The sequence below is a fragment of the Labilibaculum manganireducens genome (genome assembly GCF_002843385.1).
GTDB lineage: Bacteria > Bacteroidota > Bacteroidia > Bacteroidales > Marinifilaceae > Labilibaculum > Labilibaculum manganireducens.
In genome coordinates this window covers 118,877-138,605 of sequence record NZ_MVDE01000011.1, presented here as the reverse complement: position 1 = coordinate 138,605, position 19,729 = coordinate 118,877, and the positions used below count along the sequence as shown (strand labels likewise).

The window sequence follows — 19,729 nt, the reverse complement described above, 5'->3', positions numbered from 1 at the left end:
AGCAGTAAATTAACTTCAATTCCATATGTAACAATCTGACTATATAAATCTAGAAATATTCCTTTATTTGTCATCTTTTCTAATTGGTAGAGTCCCAGTCAAATACTGATTTCATAATTATTTTGAGACGTTTCGCACATTAATCCGATACAATAATTCCCATCTTTGTTGCTAACAACAAATAATAAACTATTGATTCAATATTTTAAAAACACTACGGATAATGTCAAAAAATAACACAGATGCTTTAAAATATCACTCAGAAGGTCGCCCTGGTAAAATTGAAGTGATTCCTACAAAACCTTATAGAACTCAACGAGATCTAGCTTTAGCCTACAGTCCCGGGGTTGCAGAGCCATGTCTGGAAATCGAGAAAGATCCTGAAAATGCTTACAAATACACCGCAAAAGGTAACTTAGTTGCCGTAATTTCTAACGGAACAGCTGTTTTGGGATTAGGAAATATTGGTGCATTGGCAGGCAAACCTGTAATGGAAGGAAAAGGTTTATTATTCAAAATATTTGCAGATATCGACGTATTCGATATTGAAGTAGATGCAACTGATGTGGATAAATTCGTTGAAACCGTTAAAGCGATTGCTCCAACTTTTGGCGGAATAAATCTTGAGGATATCAAAGCTCCTGAATGCTTCGAAATTGAACAACGCTTAAAGGATGAGTTGGATATTCCTGTTATGCATGATGATCAACATGGAACAGCTATTATTTCAGCAGCAGGTTTATTAAATGCTTTGGAAATTAATGGAAAGAAAATTGAAGATATCTCTGTTGTTGTTAATGGAGCAGGTGCTGCAGCTGTTTCATGTACAAAATTATATATTTCTCTTGGTGTTAAACCGGAGAACATAATTATGTGTGATAGTCGTGGGGTGGTAAATAAAAAAAGAACCGATTTAAACAGTCAGAAAAAACAATTCATAACTGAACGCAATATTGACACATTGGAACAGGCATTGGTTGGTGCTGATGTATTTTTAGGGTTATCTATTGGAGGAATCGTAAATAAAAAAATGGTAAGTTCCATGGCTGATAATCCTGTTGTATTTGCTTTGGCAAATCCTGATCCTGAAATTGACTACAATGAAGCTATTGAATCCAAAGAAGGAGTAATTGTAGCAACGGGACGCTCAGATTATCCAAACCAAATTAATAATGTATTGGGATTTCCATACATTTTTAGAGGTGCTCTGGATGTTCGGGCAAGTACAATTAACGAAGAAATGAAAATTGCATCGGTTCATGCCATTGCAAAACTGGCAAAAGAACCTGTGCCGGAATCTGTACATGCCGCTTACAATGAATCAAATATCATATTTGGTCGTCATTATATTATCCCCAAAGCTATGGATCCACGTTTGGTCTCAAGTGTAGCAGTTGCGGTTGCAAAAGCAGCAGTAGAATCGGGTGTCGCCCGAAAAATAATTACTGATTGGGATGCTTATTCCGAAGAATTAAAACAACGCTTAGGGACTGAAAATGAATTAATAAGAACAATCTTCGACAAAGCAAAATGCAACCCAAAACGTGTGGTTTTTGCTGAAGGAAATAACTTCAATGTTTTAAAAGCAGCACAAATTGTTCTTCACGATGGTATTGCAAAGCCTATTATTTTAGGTAACCCTGAAAATATTCAAAGAATTGTGTTGGAAAATGAATTGGATCTTAATGGCGCTGAAATTATCGATATCCGTTCTCAAGCAGAAGCGGGAAGAAGGAACCATTACGCAAATGTTTTGTGTGAAAAACGAGGTCGTAAAGGTTTAACTCTTAAAGAAGCTGTTGAAAAAATGTTCGACCGCAACTATTTTGGAGCAATGATGGTTGAAAATGGTGATGCTGACGCTTTTATCTCCGGATATGCTACACGTTATTTTGAAGCTCTAAAAGTAGCAAGTAAAGTAATTGGTATCGAAGAAGGTATGAAAACTTTAGTTGGCATGAATATCATCATGACGAAAAAAGGGCCTCTGTTTTTTGCAGATACCACTGTTAATGCGGAACCCACATCAGATTCGTTGGTTGACACTACATTGAGTACTGCCCGAGCCTTAAAAACTTTTAATATCGAACCGGTAATGGCTATGGTGTCCTATTCTAATTTTGGATCAGTGAGAAAGGGAAGTCCTGTAAAAGTTAATAAAGCAATCTCAAAATTACACGCAAACCATCCTGATTTATTGATAGATGGGGAAATGCAATTGAACTTTGCTCTTGATAAGAATTTAAGAGATCAGACATTTGGCTTTACTAAAATTAAAGGGAAAGATGTGAATACCATAATATTTCCAAATCTAAGTTCCGGAAATATTGCCTATAAATTAATGAAGGATTTAGATGGATCAGAAAATATTGGGCCAATTTTATTAGGAACAGCAAAACCATTCCACATTATTCCAATGGGTTGTTCGGTTCGTGAAATTATTAACATGACAGCCATTGCTGTTGTTGATGCTCAATCGTAACTACAAGAATATTTACTAGATAAGGATGAGATTTAATAAAGTCTCATCCTTTTTTTTCACTATTCAATTATTTTATTGATTTTTGTGCAGTATTTAAATTAGAATATGACAATCTTATACGGATTTGATTTATTAGGAACTCTTGTATTTGCTATCAGCGGTACATTGTCTGCGGCAAATAAAAAGCTCGACCTTTTTGGCGCTTACTTTACTGGATTCATTACTGCAATAGGCGGAGGAACACTTCGCGACATAATTTTGGGAAATTTCCCGGTTGGTTGGATCAGTGACATTAATTACCTAATAGTTATATCTGTTGGTGTTGCGCTGACTTTTCTATTCAAAAAGCACATAATGACTTTAAAACGAACTCTTTTTTTGTTCGACACAATAGGTATTGGTGTGTTTACTATTATAGGAATCGAAAAATCCTTAAGCTTGGGAATACATCCCTTTCTATCTATAATAATGGGTTTGTTTTCTGCTGTAATGGGAGGTGTTATTAGGGATACTCTTTGTAATGATATCCCTTTAATTTTCCGAAAAGAAATATATGCCGTAGCATGTTTGATTGGAGGAATTCTTTTTATTGCTCTCAATTCTCTTGGTATAGCCTCTGCTCTAAATCAATTCATTACCATTGCCTGTATTATAATTATACGAATAATCTGTATCCGTTTTAAAATATCGCTGCCTGTATTAAAATACTAATAGTCAAGTGATACTATTTTTCCTCATAATTTTGTCACTCTTCTAGGACATGTTAATTAGATTTGTGAAATTGAGATATTTTCCAGCATCTTTTCCAAAAGAACTTACTTTTTCCTCCTTAATTTGATAGGTACATCTTTCTCCGTACACGCCCGAGAATAGAATTTCATATTCCTGATCTTCAGCATCCTGCATTAAAATTTTAAAAATATTATTGTGAACCTTCGGATGTCTTAAACTTTTATGACAACAAGGGCAAAACATGCTGAGGCTTTCATTCTCTTCTATATCAAAATTGGAATGCTTTTTAATTTCATAATCTCCTAAATGAATACTAAACAATAGAATCCCTTTATATCCTTTCTCATTTTTAGCCGAAATAACAATTTGATCTCCAACATTTAGATAAATTCTGCACTTTGGACATAAATAATTAGCCTTCATAACAATATATTTAAGTGAATTATTCCCTAAATAAAATATAAGACTTTACTAGAAGAATGTCAATTTAAATCTACTAATATTCAACTAACTACACCATCTATTTGATGCTCAGGTATCCTTTTTTAATTTATTCTAGTGCCGTAATTTTCAATTGCCTATTAATTCGGCTATATTTGATAAAAGCATATTTAAAAATCTTCCAAATCGTAAAAAGGACAAAATTTGAAACTATTTGTTACCATACTTCGTTGGATTGCACGTTTTTTAGGAATTTTCTTATTCCTATTTTTTATTTGGTTTGCAATCCAAATTGGTTCTCCCGATTTAAATTTGATGTCTGAACAAGAAATCAAGTTGTTTTCAGCCAATATCATAATGCTAATGGGATTAATTGTAGTATGGAAATTTGAATTTATAGGAAGCCTTCTTTTAATTTGGGGATACATATTTTTTGCAATAGCCAATTATTCCTTTTGGAACGGACCTGTTTTTCCAACCTTCTTTTTTTTAGGATTATTACATCTATTATGCTGGGCCCTCAGCACTTTTAGAAATTTAAATAGTCATAAAATCTCATTTCTGATTTTTCTTAAATAATTCGAAGAGTAACATTTGAATAATTTCTCTTATCAAATCAAATTTTTATTATTTTTGAACCAATTACAACCATAACAAATCTAAATTTCAGTACATGTTAAATATTGCACTTTTTGGCCCACCTGGAGCAGGTAAAGGAACTCAATCAAAAATGCTTATCGAAAAATACAATCTTGCTTATATATCAACAGGTGATATTCTAAGAGGTGAGATTGCCGAAGGAACCGAGTTGGGTTTGCAAGCTAAAGACATTATAAAAAGGGGGGGACTTGTTCCCGATGAAATTATCGTTCAAATCATGGAAGAACGTATTCAAACCGATACTGAGGTAAATGGTTTTCTTTTTGATGGATTTCCAAGAACAACTGTACAAGCCTATATTCTTGAAGGCTTGCTGTTAAAAATGAATACTAAACTTGACTGTATGCTAAGTTTAGAAGTTCCCACAGATCAACTTCGCAATCGTTTATTGGATCGTGCAAAAAAGGAGAATCGATCAGATGATACCGAGGAAGTAATTAGTGTTCGACTAAAAGAATATGATACTAAAACTGCTCCGGTTGCAAATTTTTATAAGGAGAAAGAAATATATCATGGTATTGATGGGTTAGGTGGTATTGACCAGATTTTTGAACGATTGACCTCAGTAGTAGACCAAACCCTTCAAAAATCATGGATTAACCTTGTTTTATTAGGCCCTCCCGGATCAGGAAAAGGAACTCAAGGAAGAAAATTAGCCGAACAATTTAATCTCGAATACATTTCAACAGGACATTTGATGCGTCAGGAAATCAAAAAGGACACAGAAATGGGACAAAGTGCAAAGACATATATGGAAAAAGGCGATATTGTTCCTGATGAAATTGCTATTCGTTTAATTGAAAGACAAATTCGGAAACATCCGGATGCCAATGGCTTTATTTTTAAGGGATTTCCACGAACAATTGTTCAGGCATACATATTAGATGGTCTGTTAAGAAAACTTGGTTCGGTTGTAACTTCTTCAATTAATTTGGATGTTTCTACGCTCGAATCGATTAAACGTTTGACCTACAGAGGGAAAACGGAAGGAAAAAGACTTTATGATGATACTGATATCATTATTCACAGACTAGAGCAATTTGAGAAAAGAAGTATAAAAGTGAGTAACTACTACTCCAAACAGGATAAATTTGAAATTGTAAATGGATTGGGAAGTGAAGAAGATGTTTTCAAACGACTCACAGATGTAGTCAATAAATCATTCAAAAAAATTAGATAACCTAATAGAAAACTGGCTTTGCATTCAAAAAGTCAGTTTTTTTTTAATTTCTCCCCTGATAATACAATTGAAAGCCTTGACATGACATTATTGATCTTTAATCAAAAGCAATCGGTTAATAGTCATAAATTCGCTAAAATTGTAATGAATATAATCGAAGAGGAGAGAGGTAATGTATCTGGAAAATCCAAGTCTGAACGAAATACTTTATTTGTTAGAAACCAATACGTCTTCTAACAATGCATTTGCCTTTATCCTTATCGGGGAAGATTCTAAAATCCCTTTAAAGGAATTAGTTAATTCATTGAATAACAAGAAAATAAGATTTACTGGTGGTGTTTTTCCCAAAATAATACACAACAACAAGACATCCAGCACAGGATTCGTAATCAAGTGGTTACCCAATAATGCCATTTCAATTTATTTTGATTCATCTCAAACTTTTAGCCGACAAATTTCTGAATTTAGCAACGCGATTTTTTCAACTGTTTATGTTCTAACTTCCGGTTTATCTTCTGATAGTTCAGAACACTTAAGATCCTTATATACTCATTTAGGAAATGATGTTAAATTTCTTGGTGGTGGTGCTGGCCGAACTAAAGAGCATAATGAAGGTGTTTTAATAAGCAATGATGGCGTTTTTAATACAGGAACAATCATTACGCTAACAAGAAATAAGGCTACAACAGGCTCATTGCACGGTTGGACAAAGCTTTATGGTCCCTTTATTGTTACAAAAACAGATAAAAACTTTATTAAAGAACTTAATTGGGAAAATGCATTTATTGTTTATCAACGATTTTTAAAAACTGCATTAAATATTAAAATTAACAAAGAGAATTTTGAGATAAATGCAATTCATTATCCATTTGGGATCTATAAGGAGAATAGTGAATATATAATTAGAGATCCAATGAGAGTTTCTGAAGAAGGTTATTTACAATGTGTAGGTAACATTCCTGAAAATTCAGTTATTGACCTCATGACAATGGAAAAAGAGAATTTTAAATCTGTATCTAAGAATCTTGTTTATCAAAGTATCGATGCCAAATCGAAAATCACAGATGCACTAATTTTCAATTGCATCTCAAGAGCAAATCATTTAAATGATGACTTTTATGTGGAACTCTCTAATTTAACTGAAGAAATAAAAACCAATCAAAATAAAGTTAATTTAGAAGGAGCTCTTTCAATTGGAGAGATATATTCAAGTGGGGAAGGATATCCTGAAATATTAAATAAATCAATAGTTCTAGGTTTTTCATATTTAGATAAGAATGCAAACTAACGATATTATAAAAGACATTTCATTTCTGTACGAATTATCCTTATCTATTGGTCAGTCATTAGATTTGAAGGAAAATTGCAGAAGGTTTTTAGATACACTAATGTCAATCAAAAACATAGAGTTTGGAGGTGTTTGGATTCGGAATAGTAATATTTCATTTACAGAGCAAGAACATGGATTAAAAGCGGTTTATTCTCATCCAATTATCAAACTTGAGAATTGCTCAATACGTAATTCTAATTTTATTGATCGTTGTTTTGCAAGCCAAAATTCATTTTCATGTATTCTTACTCAGAAAATTAGTAATGAAATTGGTTTTAAAGTAAAAGAAGGAGGAGCAATAACCTTTTTTCAATTGCGCGAGATTGGATTTATGGTGCTATATTCATCTTCTGAGAAACGAATTTGGAGCCAAATAGACCAAACCAAATTAAAGAATGTTTTAGACAAATTTTCAGTGTCTATTCAAGCTTGCATTTCCCATGCAACATCGTTGCAGGATTTAATTACGATAACAGAAACAAAAAAAGAACTTGAAAAAGCGAAAAAAGAAGCTGAAGAATCTGAAAAATTAAAAACAGCTTTTCTTTCCAACATAAGCCATGAAATTCGAACACCTATTAATGCCATGGTAGGATTTTCGAATCTATTATCAGATAACAATCTAAATAAAAATCAACGAGATGGTTTCATTAATCACATTTCAAATAATAGCAAAAAACTTTTAAAACTTATCAATAACTTGATTGATGTTTCCAAAATGGATACAAATCAATTATCAATTCAAAAAGAAAAATTCGTACTAAATCCAGTCATAACTGACTTATTTAAAGTTTTTGAAACAAGCCACGGACTTGATAAAAGTCTTGAATTAAGACTTGTTTTGCCAGAGAACAGTGAACAATTTTCTATTAATTCAGACAAAAACAAAATAGTTCAAATACTTGAAAATCTTATTGATAACGCAATTAAATTTACAACAAAAGGAATTATAGAAATAGGGTATTTCATAGAAAACGAAACTAATCCAATATTTTACATAAAAGATACAGGGGCTGGTATTTCTTCTGAGAATCAACATGTTATATTCGATCTATTTAGGCAAGGAGAAAGTAGTTCCACCAGAAAATTTGAAGGTTCAGGCATAGGTTTAACTCTTTGTAAAAAAATGGTACAGCTTTTAGAAGGGGAAATTTGGTTTGATTCTAAAATTGAAATCGGGTCCAATTTTTATTTTAAAGTACATAATTTGGGGCAGTCAAATCTTAAACTATTAAGAGAATCTTCAGATAAGTCTGAGTGTAGAATTGAGGATTCAGGGGTAAAATCAATAGATTATACCAATCGCAATGTTTTAATTGCAGAAGATGTTAAATCCAATTTCAATTACTTAAATGCAATAATTGAATTAACTGATGCAAATGTAATCTGGGCTCGTAATGGCAGAGATGCCATCGAAATATGCCAGGCAAATGATCCGCAAATTGACTTGGTCTTAATGGATATGAGGATGCCTGAGATTGGTGGATTGGATGCAATAAAACAAATTAAAGCAATCAATAATAAAATACCGGTTATAGTGCAAACAGCATTTACATTTAATAATGAAAAGGAAGAGTGTTTTAAAGCTGGTGCCAATGAATTTATTACAAAACCTATTGATCCTCATAAACTAATGGAAGTTTTACAGAAGTTTCTTTAAACAATTACAATTCTTAATTCTTTGAGAACCGCATTTGTCTTATAATTCATATTATGTTAAATTTAATATATCTAATAAAAGGAAGCCTAAACTTCCTTTTATTTCTAACGTATTTTACGTTACTCCATGCCATCCAACTTATCTTTAATCTTATTGTATTTTTCAAGGTAAACTTCGTTTTCATTTCTCAATTTGAAATACAATTCTTTCAAAGTAATCATTGAATTTTTCTCATCTGGCTGCATTTCAAGAACCTTTTCGAAATAAGGAATCACAGCTTCGTATTCCGCATAAACAGTCTTAATTGCTTCGTTATACTTTTTAGCATCCATTATTTCATTGGCGGCCTTATGCTTTTGAATAGCTGCATTAAGTTTTAGTAAGCCAAGATTATACTGAGAAGTAAAATCATTTGGATCCATGCTTAATGCTTTAGTATACATCTCTTCTGCCTTAGCAAATTCTTCAGTTTTTTCGTACAAAGTACCTTTTGCACGGTAAAAAGAAGCATTACTTGGATCCAACTCAATCGCTTTATCTAAATAATCAGCAGCTTTTTGAGGCTCTCCACCTAACATATAATGATTGATCAACTCAACTAACATCCATGAATCATTAGGATATAGCTCGAATCCTTTATGAAGATATTTAACTCCTTCTTCTTTATTTCCAGAATCAGTTAAAACTTTGGACAAATTAGCATAGGTTTTTGCTCCACCATAGTTGTATTCAATAGATTGCTTGTAATATTTTGCTGCTTTATCTAATTGATCTGCCTTTTGAGCAGTCATACCTGCATTAAAAATGACAGCTGTATCAATCGTAGCATTTTCTTTAAACATATCCATTCCCTCAATTTCCAATACACGCTCAAAAGCAGCTAAAGCGCCAGGAAAATCTCCTTCATTATATAAATTAACAGCTTCGTTTGTGTAATCAGGAATCATGTTTGTCATCTGCGCTTTAACAGGCTTTTCCATTTTCCCTTTTTCATCTAACTCAAGAGCCTTCATATAGGCATCGAAAGCAATATCAAGCGGTTTTTCTGCCAATTTCTTGTACGCAGGAAGAGGACTTTCAAAAATTCCTTGATACACTTTTCCTTTTACAAGATATGCTTTAGCATATGCCACACATTTTTCGTCCTGAACCCCTTCATCAATAGCTTCTTTTGCTTTATCCAACTTACCAGAAGTAAGATAATTCTGGGCTCCAGTCACTTTGCTTTTCTGTGCACTTACACTTGCAACACACATAAGCATAACTAGAATGAATGATAATTTTCTCATAATCAATGTTTAGTTTTAATAACAATTTCGAACAAAAATATATTTTTATTCTATACCATGAACAAGATTGTTTTCTTTATATTTAGTCTAAGTATCTATTTTACACCTCTTTTTGAGTTGATTCCTCAATATCTAATTCTGAAACTTCATCTGAAGAGTTTACTTTAGCAACCGCTGCAATAGAATCGTTTTTCTTACTCAAGTTAATCAAACGAACACCCTGGGTAGCACGCCCCATAACTCTTAAATCAGAAACAGCCATTCTAATTGTTATTCCAGATTTATTAATGATCATTAAATCCTCATTATCTGTAACATTTTTAATGGCAATTAAATCACCGGTTTTTTCTGTAATACTAATGGTTTTAACCCCTTTACCACCTCTATTGGTAATTCGGTAATCATCAATCTTAGAACGCTTTCCAAAACCATTTTCAGAAACAACAAGAATATCCTCTTCTCCATTCTCAACACATATCATGCCAACAACTTCGTCAGTCTCATCTTTCAGTGTAATTCCACGCACTCCGGAAGCTGTTCTCCCCATTGGCCGAACTTGACTTTCGGCAAATCTAATTGCTTTACCGGAACGTCCGGCAATTAGAATTTCATTGTCGCCATTAGTCAGTTTTGCCTCTAATAGTTGATCTCCTTCGCGAACGGTTATTGCGTTTACTCCGTTAACTCGAGGGCGAGAATATGCTTCTAATGAAGTTTTCTTAATAACCCCTTTCTTGGTACAAAGAACAATGTTATTACTATTTATATATTCTTCTTCATTTAAATTAAGAACATTGATATAAGCTTTTACTTTATCGTCTTGTTCTATATTTAATAAATTTTGAATTGCTCTGCCTTTGGATTGCTTAGTTCCTTCAGGAATCTCATAAACTTTCAACCAAAAACATTTTCCTTTTTCGGTAAAAAACAACATAGTATTATGCATTGTCGCCATAATCATATGTTCTAAGAAATCCTCTTCTCTTGTTATGCTTCCTTTAGAACCTACTCCACCTCTATTTTGCGTTTTAAACTCAGAAAGAGGAGTACGTTTAATATATCCCATTCTTGAAATAGTAATAACCATTTCTTCATCGGCATAAAAATCTTCAGGATTGAACTCTTCTGAAGAATAAACGATATCTGTTCTTCTTTCGTCACCATACCTGGCTTTTACATCTATAAGTTCATCCTTAATGATACCCATTCGAATGGATTCATCATTGAGAATTGAGTTCAGATAATCAATTAACTTCATCAATTCTTCATATTCTGCATGCAGCTTATCTCTCTCAAGACCGGTAAGTTTCTGCAAACGCATATCCAGAATAGCTTTAGCTTGAAGTTCATCCAATTCAAAATTAGACATTAAGCCTAATTTTGCCTCTTCTGGTGTTTTGGAGCCTCTTATTAAGGCAATAACCTGATCAATATGGTCTAATGCTATAATCAAACCTTTTAAGATGTGCGCTTTAGCTTCAGCCTGCTTTAATTCAAATTGGGTTCTTCGAACAACAACATCATGTCTGTGTTCAACAAAATACATGATCAAATCCTTAAGATTCAGCATCTTTGGACGCCCTTTAACCAACGCGATATTATTTACGCTGAACGAGGTCATCATTTGAGTGTATTTAAACAATTTGTTTAAAACAACATTTGCAATTGCATCTCTCTTAAGATCGAAAACGATACGCATACCGTTACGGTCTGATTCATCATTTACATTTGAAATCCCTTCGATTTTTTTATCATTAATCAGGTCTGCAGCTTTCATTATCAGCTCAGCCTTATTAACCATGTAAGGAATCTCTGTTACAATTATCTTTTCGCGACCAGTATCAGTCGTTTCTATAGTCGTTTTAGAACGAACAACAACACGCCCTCTACCTGTCTCAAAAGCATCTCGAACCCCTTGATAACCGTAAATTGTACCACCGGTAGGAAAATCAGGTGCCTTTACAATACTAATTAAGTCGTCCATCGAAACATCGTTGTTCTCAATGTATACAATAATAGCATCTATAACATCAGATAGGTTGTGTGGCGCCATGTTTGTGGCCATACCTACAGCAATACCCGAAGCACCATTCACCAAAAGATTTGGAATACGAGTCGGAAGAACAGTAGGCTCCTTCAATGATTCATCAAAATTGGGAGTCATATCAACCGTATCCTTTTCAAGATCCGCTAAGATTTCTTCGGCAATTTTTTTCATTCTTGCCTCAGTGTAACGCATAGCGGCCGGGCTATCTCCATCAACAGAACCAAAATTTCCCTGACCATCAATGAGAGGATAACGCAATGACCAGTGCTGAGCCATACGAACCATTGTCATGTACACAGAACTATCACCGTGCGGATGATACTTACCTAATACTTCTCCAACAATTCTAGCTGATTTCTTATAAGGTTTCGTTGAAGTCATTCCCAACTCACCCATTCCAAATAACACTCTTCGATGAACAGGTTTTAATCCATCCCTAACATCTGGCAAAGCTCTGGAAACAATCACCGACATTGAATAATCAATGTAGGCAGATTTCATTTCCTCTTCTATATTAATACGTATAATTCTCTCTCCCGTAGTCATTATATTTCTTTTAAAATTCTAAACATTTATCGGAATAACAAAAGTAACAAAATATGTAGATTTTGCGTAACAAAGGAAGCGTTATTTACACATGGATTAAGATAAATATTTAATCAATTAAGCATTACAGCTTGATTATTAGATTAATTCATTCTAAAGATATAATTAGTGTAAAAAATTGATAGCCCATTTAGGCTTGTATCTAATTATTTTTCGTTATTTTAATGTTGCATTAAAAAACCGGAATCTATTTTCCGATTGATTTACCATTAATTTGTTAAAAAATTTAAAAAACCTACTATATGGATTCTAAATTTTCACCTCGTATTAAAGATGTACTTTCTTATAGCAAAGAGGAAGCTGAAAGGCTTGGAAACAATGCTATTGGAACAGAACATTTGTTTTTAGGGATTCTTCGTGAAGGTGAAGGTATTGCTGTCGACATTCTAATTTCGTTAGGAGTTGACCTTTACGATATTCGAAAAAACATAGAGAAAAATCTAAAATCAGATACTATTTCTGACTTGGATCAAAATAATATTCCTCTGCAAAGGTCAGCAGAACGTGTTCTTAAATTAATATATCTTGAAGCTAAGGCATTAAAAAACAATACGATAGATACAAGCCACCTTCTTTTAGCCATTTTAAAAGATGAAAAAAGTTTGGTAACTCAAGTATTAGAAGACAATACTATTGATTACAATAAGGTGAAAGAGAATTTAAAAACACTTTTCCCAAAAGCTCAGGCTGACTATACGCCAGAAGACAGTGAAGGAAAAAGTGGGCAATTTGGTGGAGAATCCAAAAGAACAACTGCCAGAGGAAAATCTGAAACTCCTGTACTGGATAATTTTGGTATTGACATCACAAAATCAGCAGAAGAAGGTACACTGGATCCAATTGTTGGAAGAGAGATTGAAATTGAGAGACTTGCACAAATTCTAAGTCGTAGAAAAAAGAACAATCCTATTTTAATCGGCGAACCAGGCGTTGGAAAATCAGCTATCGCTGAAGGACTTGCATTAAGAATCATTCAAAAAAAGGTATCGCGGGTTTTATTTGGAAAAAGAGTTGTCTCTCTTGATTTGGCATCAATTGTTGCAGGAACAAAATACCGGGGTCAGTTCGAAGAACGTATGAAAGCCATTTTAAATGAGCTCTCAAAAACGAATGATATTATTCTTTTTATCGATGAAATCCACACAATTGTAGGAGCTGGCGGTGCTACCGGATCGCTTGATGCTGCAAATATGCTTAAACCTGCCTTGGCTAGAGGTGAAATTCAATGCATTGGTGCTACAACCCTTGATGAGTATCGTCAAAACATCGAAAAAGATGGTGCTTTAGAAAGACGCTTTCAGAAAGTTATGGTTGAGCCAACTTCTCCTGAGGAAACAATAGAAATCCTAAATAATATCAAAGAACGATACGAAGACCATCATAATGTTTTCTATACAAAAGAAGCAATTGAAGCTTGCGTAAAGCTAACATCCAGATACATAAGTGACAGACATCTTCCTGATAAAGCAATTGATGCTCTTGACGAATCCGGTTCGCGTGTTCACATATCAAATATTCATGTGCCTGTGATCATCGAGGAACTTGAGAAAAAAATTGAGGAAACCCGCCAAAACAAAATTAAAGCTGTTAAGGCTCAGAAATTTGAACTGGCAGCCAGCTTCAGAGATAAAGAAAAAAGCTACTCGGAAGATTTAGAGCGGGAAAAAGACAAATGGGAACAAGAACTTAGCCTTAAAAAAGAAAAGGTCTCAGAAGATGATATCGCGGAAGTAGTAGCTATGATGACCGGCGTTCCTGTAAAAAGAATCGCTCAGGCAGAAGGCTCGCGACTCGTTAAAATGGCTGGTGAACTTCAAGGGAGGGTCATTGGACAAGAAGACGCCATTAGTAAAGTAGTTAAAGCTATTCAAAGAAATAGAGCCGGCTTAAAAGATCCAAACAAACCAATTGGTACATTTATATTCCTTGGACCAACTGGAGTTGGTAAAACGCAACTAGCTAAAGTTTTATCAAATTATTTGTTTGATAGCAACGACTCGCTGATACGAATTGACATGAGTGAATATATGGAGAAGTTTGCCGTATCAAGATTAGTTGGAGCTCCTCCGGGATATGTAGGATATGAAGAAGGTGGGCAGTTGACCGAAAAAGTTAGACGTAAACCCTACTCTGTAGTACTTTTAGATGAGATTGAAAAAGCTCATCCGGATGTATTCAATATACTGTTACAAGTACTGGATGATGGCCAATTGACTGATAGTTTAGGCCGTAAGGTTGATTTTAAAAATAGTATTATCATAATGACTTCCAATATAGGAAGTAGAGAATTAAAAGATTTTGGAAAAGGAATCGGCTTCCAATCCGGAGGAACTGATTCTAATGATTACACCAGCAATATTATACAAAAAGCACTGAAAAAAGCATTTGCTCCTGAATTTCTAAACAGAATTGATGATTTAATCATGTTTAATTCTCTAACCCAAAAAGATATCCATAAAATTATCGATATCGAACTCGATGGATTATACAAGAGGGTTAATGACCTGGGATACAACATTAAATTGTCTGCTCCGGCCAAAGACTTTATTGCTGAAAAAGGATATGATGTCCAATTTGGTGCTCGTCCATTAAAACGTGCTATTCAAAAATATTTGGAGGACGAAATGGCTGAAGTCATTATTAGAGCGAGCATTTCAGAAGGCGATACAATTTCTGTTGGGTTTGATAAAGCCAAACAAAAAATAACAACCAAAATTCTGAAACAACATAAAGTAGTTGAATAGAAATAAAGCCGGAATATTTTCCGGCTTTATTTTTTATATTTCAGTTCAATTTTTATTTAGAGTAATTCAAAACAATTATTACCTTTGATTGAAACGACAAAATAAAATATCATTATGACTAAAAACAATAAAAAAGTTGCGTTTGCAGGAAACCCAATGACTCTTCTTGGGAATGAAGTAAAAACTGAAATGACTGCAAGTAATTTCACAGCCCTTAACCAAGAACTTGCTCCTGTTCAACTATCTGATTTTGATGGGAAGGTGAAGATTCTATCTGTTTTTCCATCGATTGATACCGGCGTTTGTTCAGCTCAAACTCATCGATTCAATAAAGAAGCTGCTTCTCTTGATAAAAATATTCAAATCATTACCCTATCAAATGATTTACCATTTGCATTAGGTCGTTTCTGTGGCGCTGAAGGAATTACAAATTTAGTAACACTTTCGGATCACAAAGAACTTGACTTTGGATTAAAATATGGTTTTGTAGTAGAAGAATTACGTCTTCTTGCTCGTGGCATTGTTGTTGTTGATAAAAACAACAAAGTAAAATATGTAGAATATGTAGCAGAAATGACTGAGGAGCCTAACTATGAAGCAGCATTAAAAGTTGCTAAAGCATTGGTTTAACATTTACAGTAATTAATTAAAAAAGCTCCTTTATGGAGCTTTTTTTTAAAGAAAGAATATGTATTTATTTTTCGATACAGAAACAACCGGCCTGCCAAAACGCTGGAATGCTCCCGTTACAGATTTGGATAACTGGCCCAGACTCGTTCAACTAGCCTGGCTTCTTTATGACAGTCGGGACAATGAAATTAAAAGAGCAAACAGAATCATTATCCCCGAAGGATTTATAATTCCTCCTGAAGCATCTAATGTTCACGGCATTTCCACACAGAAGGCTATTGATGAAGGAATTGACTTGTCTGAAGTATTGAATGAGTTTTCAAAAGTATTAAATGAGGCTGATTTTTTAATTGCTCACAACATTAGCTTTGATGAAGTAATTGTTGGAGCTGAATTTCTGAGGAAAGATATCAAAAGCAGATTGATTGACATCCCTAAAATTTGTACCATGAAAACCACCACCAATGTCTGCAAGATTCCTGGAAGAAGTGGTTACAAATGGCCTAATTTAACTGAACTTCATCAATTCCTGTTTCAAAAAGGTTTTGACGGTGCTCATGATGCTCTCGCTGATGTAAAAGCATGTGCCGATTGTTTCTTTGAGTTGAAGAAAACCGGAATGTATCAAGTACAAGGAAGTTTATTTTAAAAAATAAGGCAGATCAATCGATCTGCCTTATTTTTATATTACTTCTCCAAACAAATCGTAATCTTCAAAATCGTTAATTCGAACAGTGTAAAACTCACCAATTTTAAGATCGGCTCCATTTATTGGAATTAAAACCTCAGGGTCAACCTCATATGAATCAAATTCTGTTCGTCCGTAGTAGAAATCAACATCCTTTCTATCAATTACAACTTTTAATTCTTCCCCTACTCTTTTTTCGTTCACTGCTCTCGAAATTTCCTGCTGTAAAGCCATGATATCATCCCTCCTGCTTTCCTTTATCTCTAAAGGAATATTATCATCGTAATTGATTGCTGCATAAGTATCATCTTCATTTGAATATGGAAAAACTCCCAAGCGTTCAAACTTCATCTCCGACACGAATGCCATAAGATCCTTCATATCGGCTTCAGTTTCACCAGGATGTCCAACCAACATTGTAGTTCTAAGAGTAATTCCCGGAACCTCCGCTCTAATTTTAGTAATCAACTCAATAGTTTTCTCACGATTAATACCTCTACGCATTAAGTTTAATACATTATCGCTGGAATGCTGAAGGGCAATATCAAGGTAACGACAAACTTTAGGATTCTCACGCATCAACTTAAGAATTCCGTATGGAAATTGAGTAGGATATGCATAATGTAACTTAATCCACTCTAAACCGTCTATTTCAGAAAGCAACTGAACCAATTCAGCAAGTCTCGATTCGTTATATAAATCATATCCATAGTATGATAAGTCCTGAGCAATCACCAACAGCTCCTTTACCCCATCTTTTACCAGTCCCCTTGCCTCTTCCAATATATCTTCCATAGGTCTGGAGACATGCTTCCCTGTAATGATAGGGATGGCACAATACGAACAGGATCTATTACACCCTTCAGAGATTTTTAGATAGGCAAAATGCTTAGGCGTAGTAATCATTCTAAAATTCTTAAAGTCAGGTTTATAATCCTTGTTTAATTCTTTTACAATCAATTGCCATTCAAATTTACCAAAAAAGTGATCTACTTCAGGAATCTCTTTTACTAAATCATCACGATAACGCTCCGACAAACAACCCATTACAAAAAGCTTATCTATTCTTCCAGCTTTTTTTGCTTCTGCATATTGCAGAATCATATCAATCGACTCCTCTTTAGCATCCCCAATAAATCCACAGGTATTAATAATGATAGTTCTTGCATCACTATTCTCTACATCACAACCAACCTGAAATTGATTGGCATCCAGCTGTTTCATCAACAACTCAGTGTCAACTAAATTCTTTGAACAACCTAAACTAACAATATTTATTTTCGTCTGATTCATATATAGATTTCCTTTTAACGACTTAATTTTTGGCAAAAATAAGAGAAAAAACTCTTTTTTCCATTTGAATTGAAATTATTAGCGAGTTAAGAATAACAAAGGCTGCCTTTTGGGGACAGCCTTTTCAATTATTATCAAGAGATTCGATTAACTGAATAACGAATCAACAAATTCGTTTCGATTAAATACCTGCAGATCTTCCATGCTTTCCCCAATACCTATATATTTTACAGGCACTTTAAATTGATCAGAGACACCAATAACAACTCCTCCTTTTGCAGTACCATCCAGCTTTGTAATAGCCAATGCATTTACTTCGGTTGCTAAGGTAAATTGTTTTGCCTGCTCAAAAGCATTCTGTCCGGTTGATCCATCCAACACCAATAAAATTTCATGCGGAGCTCCCGGAACAACACGATCCATAACACGTTTAATCTTACTTAACTCATTCATTAAGTTGATTTTATTGTGCAGACGCCCCGCAGTATCAATAATTACTACATCAGAATCATTTGCCTTTGCCTGAGTAAGAGTTTCAAATGCTACAGAAGCCGGATCAGCGCCCATTCCCTGATTTACTACAGGAACCCCAACCCTTTCGGACCAAATTATTAACTGATCAACGGCAGCCGCACGAAATGTATCTGCTGCACCAAGTGTTACTTTTTTCCCAGCCTTTTTAAACTGATAAGCTAATTTTCCAATGGTTGTTGTTTTACCAACACCATTAACACCCACAACCATTATTACATAAGGATGATCTGATTTTGGCAAATCAAATGTTTCGTAATCACCCTTATTATTTTCCTTCAACAAACCCGCAATCTCCTCTTTAAGAATGCGATTCAATTCGGATACCCCAAGAAATTTATCTTCCGCTACACGTTTTTCTATTCGCCCAATAATTTTCAAGGTTGTATCGACTCCTACATCTGAAGATATCAAAACCTCTTCCAATTCATCAAGGACATCATCATCTACGGTGGCTTTACCTACAACAACGCGAGTTAATTTCTTAAAAACACTATCCTTTGTTTTAGCAAGTCCTTTATTAAGATTTTCTTTTTTTGATTTCGAAAAACTTCCAAATAATCCCATTTCTAATTAAATTTTAGCCTGCTAAAGTACAAAAAAATGAGCTTACAAGCAATTAACAATAAACGTAATAGAGTTGAAGAAGCAAACTTATGTTTTTAGATAAAAAAAAGCTTCCTAATTTTATTAGGAAGCTTTTAATATTCAATGCTATATGAACGTCTTTACTATTTAGCAAAGAAATCCTTAACGTTTTCGTTCGGTACGATTTCCTCTTTAAAAGAATATGCACCAGATTTAGGAGATTTCACCATTTTGATTACTTTAGCGAAACCACGGCCTTCACCTTTTTGTAGGGATGCTACTACTTTCTTAGCCATATCTCAATTATTTTATTTCTCTGTGAACAGTTACTTTTTTCAAAATTGCATTATACTTCTTCATCTCCATACGATCAGGAGTGTTTTTCTTATTCTTAGTAGTAATGTATCTTGAAGTTCCAGGTATACCACTGTCTTTATGCTCAGTACACTCAAGAATTACTTGCACTCTATTACCTTTTTTAGCCATTTTCTATGCCTTTTTAGTATTTTTTAATAAATCCTTTTTCTTGAGCTTTAGTAAGTGCACCTTTTACTCCTAATTTATTAATTAGTCGTACTCCTGCAGCAGAAATCCTTAGCTCAATCCAGCGATCCTCTTCAGGAAGATAGAACTTCTTATCGAAAAGATTTGGATAGAATCTTCTCTTAGTTCTTCTTTTTGAGTGAGAAACATTGTTCCCAACCATTACGCTCTTTCCAGTAATTTGACAAACTCTTGACATAGTCCAGATTATTTTTTTCCTTAAACGCTTTTCAAACAGGTCGCAAAATACGTAATAATTTTCTTGAAAATCAAATTATTTCACAA

17 protein-coding genes are annotated in these 19,729 nt (G+C 34.0%); 9 read left to right on the top strand and 8 right to left on the bottom strand.

The features are described 5' to 3' along the window. Positions 1-223: 223 nt before the first annotated feature. Together BZG01_RS09400 and BZG01_RS09395 are read left to right on the top strand one after the other, a co-directional pair. Entirely contained in the window at positions 224-2,482 is a 2,259-nt protein-coding gene (locus BZG01_RS09400; RefSeq protein ID WP_101309577.1) for an NADP-dependent malic enzyme, read from the top strand. Between the two features lie 105 nt (positions 2,483-2,587). Next, positions 2,588-3,193 carry a trimeric intracellular cation channel family protein gene (locus BZG01_RS09395; protein ID WP_101309576.1) on the top strand — a complete coding sequence of 202 codons (606 nt, stop codon included), beginning with the start codon at positions 2,588-2,590 and terminating at the stop codon, positions 3,191-3,193. A gap of 42 nt (positions 3,194-3,235) precedes the next feature. Here BZG01_RS09395 and BZG01_RS09390 read toward each other — a convergent pair whose 3' ends face one another. Beyond that, entirely contained in the window at positions 3,236-3,637 is a 402-nt protein-coding gene (locus BZG01_RS09390; protein WP_101309575.1) for a hypothetical protein, read from the bottom strand. 222 nt (positions 3,638-3,859) lie between these two features. Between BZG01_RS09390 and BZG01_RS22105 the strand changes: the two genes are divergently transcribed. From BZG01_RS22105 to BZG01_RS09365, 4 genes are all read left to right on the top strand, one after another. Beyond that, positions 3,860-4,234 (top strand): DUF7670 domain-containing protein, encoded by a 375-nt coding sequence (locus tag BZG01_RS22105; RefSeq protein ID WP_425436089.1) that lies wholly within the window; start codon positions 3,860-3,862, stop codon positions 4,232-4,234. Positions 4,235-4,328: 94 nt separating this feature from the next. Further along, the gene (locus BZG01_RS09375) at positions 4,329-5,495 is read left to right on the top strand and encodes an adenylate kinase (RefSeq protein WP_101309572.1); all 1,167 of its coding nucleotides are present in this window, start codon (positions 4,329-4,331) and stop codon (positions 5,493-5,495) included. Between the two features lie 172 nt (positions 5,496-5,667). Beyond that, positions 5,668-6,783: an FIST signal transduction protein gene (locus BZG01_RS09370; RefSeq protein ID WP_101309571.1), complete on the top strand. Its 1,116-nt coding sequence runs from the start codon at positions 5,668-5,670 to the stop codon at positions 6,781-6,783. After that, entirely contained in the window at positions 6,773-8,485 is a 1,713-nt protein-coding gene (locus BZG01_RS09365) for a response regulator (RefSeq protein WP_101309570.1), read from the top strand. Before BZG01_RS09370 ends, BZG01_RS09365 begins: the two co-directional genes overlap by 11 nt. Before the next feature lie 119 nt (positions 8,486-8,604). Here the strand turns inward: BZG01_RS09365 and BZG01_RS09360 are convergent, their stop codons facing one another. Both BZG01_RS09360 and gyrA read right to left on the bottom strand, forming a co-directional pair. Continuing rightward, positions 8,605-9,774: a tetratricopeptide repeat protein gene (locus BZG01_RS09360; RefSeq protein ID WP_101309569.1), complete on the bottom strand. Its 1,170-nt coding sequence runs from the start codon at positions 9,772-9,774 to the stop codon at positions 8,605-8,607. A 100-nt stretch (positions 9,775-9,874) separates the two neighbouring features. Then, positions 9,875-12,367: a DNA gyrase subunit A gene (gyrA, locus tag BZG01_RS09355; RefSeq protein WP_101309568.1), complete on the bottom strand. Its 2,493-nt coding sequence runs from the start codon at positions 12,365-12,367 to the stop codon at positions 9,875-9,877. A gap of 302 nt (positions 12,368-12,669) precedes the next feature. On the opposite strand from gyrA, the gene BZG01_RS09350 reads away from it, so the two are divergent. The 3 genes from BZG01_RS09350 (at position 12,670) to BZG01_RS09340 (ending at position 16,450) form a co-directional block, all read left to right on the top strand. Continuing rightward, a complete protein-coding gene (locus tag BZG01_RS09350) occupies positions 12,670-15,171 on the top strand; it encodes an ATP-dependent Clp protease ATP-binding subunit (RefSeq protein WP_101309567.1) in 2,502 nt (833 codons plus the stop codon). A gap of 114 nt (positions 15,172-15,285) precedes the next feature. After that, positions 15,286-15,801 carry a thiol peroxidase gene (gene tpx / locus BZG01_RS09345; protein ID WP_101309566.1) on the top strand — a complete coding sequence of 172 codons (516 nt, stop codon included), beginning with the start codon at positions 15,286-15,288 and terminating at the stop codon, positions 15,799-15,801. Positions 15,802-15,859: 58 nt separating this feature from the next. Beyond that, positions 15,860-16,450 carry a 3'-5' exonuclease gene (locus BZG01_RS09340; protein ID WP_101309565.1) on the top strand — a complete coding sequence of 197 codons (591 nt, stop codon included), beginning with the start codon at positions 15,860-15,862 and terminating at the stop codon, positions 16,448-16,450. Positions 16,451-16,483: 33 nt separating this feature from the next. Here BZG01_RS09340 and rimO read toward each other — a convergent pair whose 3' ends face one another. From rimO to rpmB, 5 genes are all read right to left on the bottom strand, one after another. After that, entirely contained in the window at positions 16,484-17,782 is a 1,299-nt protein-coding gene (gene rimO / locus BZG01_RS09335) for a 30S ribosomal protein S12 methylthiotransferase RimO (protein WP_101309564.1), read from the bottom strand. A gap of 147 nt (positions 17,783-17,929) precedes the next feature. Then, a complete protein-coding gene (gene ftsY, locus BZG01_RS09330; protein ID WP_101309563.1) occupies positions 17,930-18,880 on the bottom strand; it encodes a signal recognition particle-docking protein FtsY in 951 nt (316 codons plus the stop codon). A gap of 164 nt (positions 18,881-19,044) precedes the next feature. After that, complete coding sequence (locus BZG01_RS09325; RefSeq protein ID WP_101309562.1) at positions 19,045-19,197, bottom strand: DUF4295 domain-containing protein; 153 nt, start codon at positions 19,195-19,197, stop codon at positions 19,045-19,047. Positions 19,198-19,204: 7 nt separating this feature from the next. After that, positions 19,205-19,387: a 50S ribosomal protein L33 gene (rpmG, locus tag BZG01_RS09320; protein WP_101309561.1), complete on the bottom strand. Its 183-nt coding sequence runs from the start codon at positions 19,385-19,387 to the stop codon at positions 19,205-19,207. A 13-nt stretch (positions 19,388-19,400) separates the two neighbouring features. Further along, positions 19,401-19,643 (bottom strand): 50S ribosomal protein L28, encoded by a 243-nt coding sequence (gene rpmB / locus BZG01_RS09315; RefSeq protein WP_096432400.1) that lies wholly within the window; start codon positions 19,641-19,643, stop codon positions 19,401-19,403. Positions 19,644-19,729 lie beyond the last annotated feature (86 nt).